General features: G+C 29.2%; 4 protein-coding genes. All 4 read right to left on the bottom strand.

What is annotated here, in order from left to right; all coding sequences use genetic code 11:
* A partial coding sequence (locus tag IY230_RS03605) for a terminase large subunit domain-containing protein (RefSeq protein WP_230852590.1) occupies nt 1-494 on the bottom strand: 494 nt, incomplete at its 3' end.
* A complete protein-coding gene (locus tag IY230_RS03600; protein ID WP_196369962.1) occupies nt 494-826 on the bottom strand; it encodes a hypothetical protein in 333 nt (110 codons plus the stop codon). The genes IY230_RS03605 and IY230_RS03600, both read right to left, overlap by 1 nt.
* A gap of 128 nt (nt 827-954) precedes the next feature.
* Nucleotides 955-2,463 (bottom strand): ATP-binding cassette domain-containing protein, encoded by a 1,509-nt coding sequence (locus IY230_RS03595; protein ID WP_196369961.1) that lies wholly within the window; start codon nt 2,461-2,463, stop codon nt 955-957.
* A gap of 116 nt (nt 2,464-2,579) precedes the next feature.
* The gene (locus tag IY230_RS03590) at nt 2,580-3,413 is read right to left on the bottom strand and encodes a hypothetical protein (RefSeq protein WP_196369960.1); all 834 of its coding nucleotides are present in this window, start codon (nt 3,411-3,413) and stop codon (nt 2,580-2,582) included.
* Nucleotides 3,414-3,664 lie beyond the last annotated feature (251 nt).

Raw genomic sequence — 3,664 nt, 5'->3', positions numbered from 1 at the left:
ATATTTTTCTTACTTCTTTTTTCATTCGATAGAGCTTTTGAGCCTTCTCTCATATTATTGATTTCATCAAACAAGATGTTTGCTTGTTCAGATGTATTAGATGCACATACGATATCAACACCGCCTTTTGATAGAAAAAATTCTGCAAGATCTATACCTGCAATAAATGTTGTCTTTCCATTCTTTCTAGCAATCAACAACAATACTTCATTGAATCTTCTTAAATTAGTATCTGCCATTTTAAATCCATAAGCAGTTTGAAGTACTGCTTTCTCCCAAAGTTCAAGAATAAATGGTTCTCCGTTAAATGGACTTTTAGTATGTTTGCAGAAATTTTCTATAAACTCTATTCTAATATTGCCAGGACGTTCATCAAAAATATATCTTGGATTATCCATATCTTTTATAAGTGTTTCAAGGACAGTTAGTAATTCTTTTCCGACTTTAATTTTGCCCTTTTGAATCTCATCGTAATACTTTAATAAATAGTTCATTACGACATTCTGCCTATGAACTTGTCAAATTCATCATCTTCATCAATGATATTTTTACCCATGATGGAATTAAGTGTTTTGATGACTGTTCCATATGAATTCACGAGTTTCGTGTAATACTTGGCTGCTTCAGTTTGACGTTGTGCACCTTTTTTGGAAATCTGCACTGCACCGTATTTTCTGATTTGATGCTGAAGTGATTCTAGTTGAACTTTCATAAAGGCTGCTTCATTGATTAAATTATCCACAAGTTCACTTTTTGATTGTTCAACTGATAAAAAGAGCATCTTTAATCTTTCATATTCAATTTGTACTCTATCTATCGCTGCCATTTTTAATCCTCACTTTCGATAAAATAAAAAGTCACTTTCGTGACTTGATAGTTCAAATTATTTACTGATTGTCTAAGAAAAGCGCAGTTGAAACAAGTAATTGTATTTCTATAAAAGACATATCGTAATTAATATAAACCATCTTTTGATAATACATAGATTTCATCAAAGACAGATTCTATAAATGCACGGTCATGAGATACAGCAAGTATAGCACCTTGAAAGTTTAGGAATAATTCATACATTTCATCTTGATTTATAGGTGATATATTTCTTGTGGGTTCATCCAGTATCAATACATCGTTTGTATTAGATACTAAAACTAATAATAAAATTTTAAGTTTTGTTCCTTCACTAATATCTTTAATCTTATAAAGCATCTCATCTCTTTTGAGCCCTAATGTACTAAGTATTTGTCTAATCTTAGATTCTTGATATTTACTTTGATGACTAAGTACATAGTCTAAAACTGTTCTATCTTTATCCATCAAATCTAAATAGTCTTGACTGATATATCCAACCTTAACAGATCTTTTTATCAGTTTTTCATAAATATGTTTAATTAGAGTTGTTTTACCTACGCCGTTATTCCCGGTAATGACTACTTTATCTGTTGCCGATAGTTTTAGTTTAACATGCGGTATCAGTACACCATTGGGTAAGCTAAAATCTATGATATCTAAATTCATGATTAATTTATTGGAATTAAACTTACCTAAATCCTCAAAATAAATTGACATAGGCTCTTCTTTTTCAGGTATATCTATAAATGAATCTTTATCTTTAAGATATCTTTTTTCTTGACTCTTTAAACTCTTAATCTTTTTCTTTAGTAATCTACCTAATCCCGGGTCTCTAACTGCCTGGTCTTGTTGATGTTCTACCTTTTGATAAATTTGTCTAAACTTATCCATCTTCTTATTATAATCAGCTCTCTGTTTTCTAGCTACCATGAGGTCAGTTTCAAACTTTCTTAAATACTTTTCTTTATATGTTTTATAATCTACATTTAAAAAATAAGTTTTAGGTTTTGTTTTCTTATGAACTTGTTGTAGATGAATGATCCCTGTTGCAACATTTTCTAATAATCTTTGATCATGAGATATAAATAATAAAGGGATTGTTGTATCCTTCATGAAGGATTCTAAAAATTCAATTGTCTCAAAATCTAAATCATTAGATGGTTCATCAAGTAATAATAAATCCGGACGAATCATTAAACATTTAATGAGTCCTATTTTAACCCTTTCACCACCAGATAATGACTTTAAACTTCTATCTTTAAATGCATCATAACTCAAATTAAACTGTACAAATAGTTTATAAATAACATCTAGGTAATGATATAAGTCTTCTGGAATATTTAATTCCAAAAATACTGTAACTGAAAGTGATTCATATTGATTTAAAATGTTTTGATTTAAATATGAAATCACTTTTGGTCGAATGATTTCACCTGTAACTGTAATATAATCTAATACTTCACCATAAACAGTGCTTAAAAGAGTGGATTTTCCACTCCCTTCACTGCCTATTATTGCAATCTTGTCCTCATCGTTTACGGTGAAAGATAAACCTTCAATCAAGACTAAGTCTTGTTGATGGTTTCTAATAACTAATTCCTTTACGCTTAGCATCATATTCTCCTTTTAGTGTTTGATTTAGTTTGTTACCCACTAAAAGTATTTTTAGTAGGTTATTAGTTATTTTTGTACATGGTTTCACCTCTTCTTCTTGTATTATAACATATCGTTTAAAGAATATCTACATACATATTTGCCAACAATTCCTTAAATATTTTTAAATGTTGAAATCCCCATTCTACATTTGATAGTGTATCTGGATTATATGGTGTTCTATCGTCAAAACAATAATTGTTAGGTCCATAGATTTCTTCATTTAAATAGGATCTAATCTTTTCAAGTGCATAATGTGCAGATTGATAGTCAGTATTCCAATTAAAACTTAATGCATTCATAAATGAATAAGAATAATATGATTCATCCATTGATTGATAGAGTGAAATAAAGTCATTGAGGTTGTCCATTATATACGTTTTTAATGTTTGAACTGCATTATCATTTTTTTCATTATCACTTTGATAATTTAGCACATATAAAATTTCATCGATATAATTAATGAACTGTCTCTTAGGAATTCTAAGTGAATCATATTCATCACTTAGAGATGTATATACCCTTATGATAACCTTATCGCTGTTTAAAGTTGCTCCGTTGATAATAAATGGTGAGTATTGAATTTCACCTTCTTGAACATAGGGACTAGGATTAGCGGTCTCTACTGAATGTGCAAACGATAGAGCTCTTATATGCCTAAAAAATCTATCATCTGTTCCTCTTCCCTTACCGATCTGATTAAAAATACTATTATCTTCTTTAAGTGGGTATGTTAATCCCAATCTGCTATAAAGTTTTTTTATAGCTTCCACAATTATATCGGTATGAATCAAAAATAATATTAAATCGTCAGTCGTTCCTATAGTATCAGATAAGTAATCCTTTGTGATTAATGCATTCAAGGAATCATCTATTCTATCCATAAATGAGCAAATTAAGTTCCAGTGCATCGAGTATCTATCATCACGATTAAAAATCGGTGTTGAATTCACCAATGATCTAAGTTTTTTAATTTTGATTATATCATTTTATATTTTTCCATTTATAGAAACTCTCTAATCAAATATAAAAGCCCCAATAAAAAGAATTTATCAGAGCTTTTAAACTAAAAATCCTACTATTTATTTTGTAATCTTAAAACATCACGAGCGATCATAACTTCTTCATTTGTAGGAATAACCCAAATTTTTACATTTGAATC

Origin of the sequence: Acholeplasma laidlawii (assembly GCF_015709225.1) — a bacterium.
In the GTDB taxonomy this organism is placed as follows: domain Bacteria; phylum Bacillota_I; class Bacilli_A; order Acholeplasmatales; family Acholeplasmataceae; genus Acholeplasma; species Acholeplasma laidlawii_A.
This window is presented reverse-complemented; position numbering and strand designations above follow the sequence as displayed.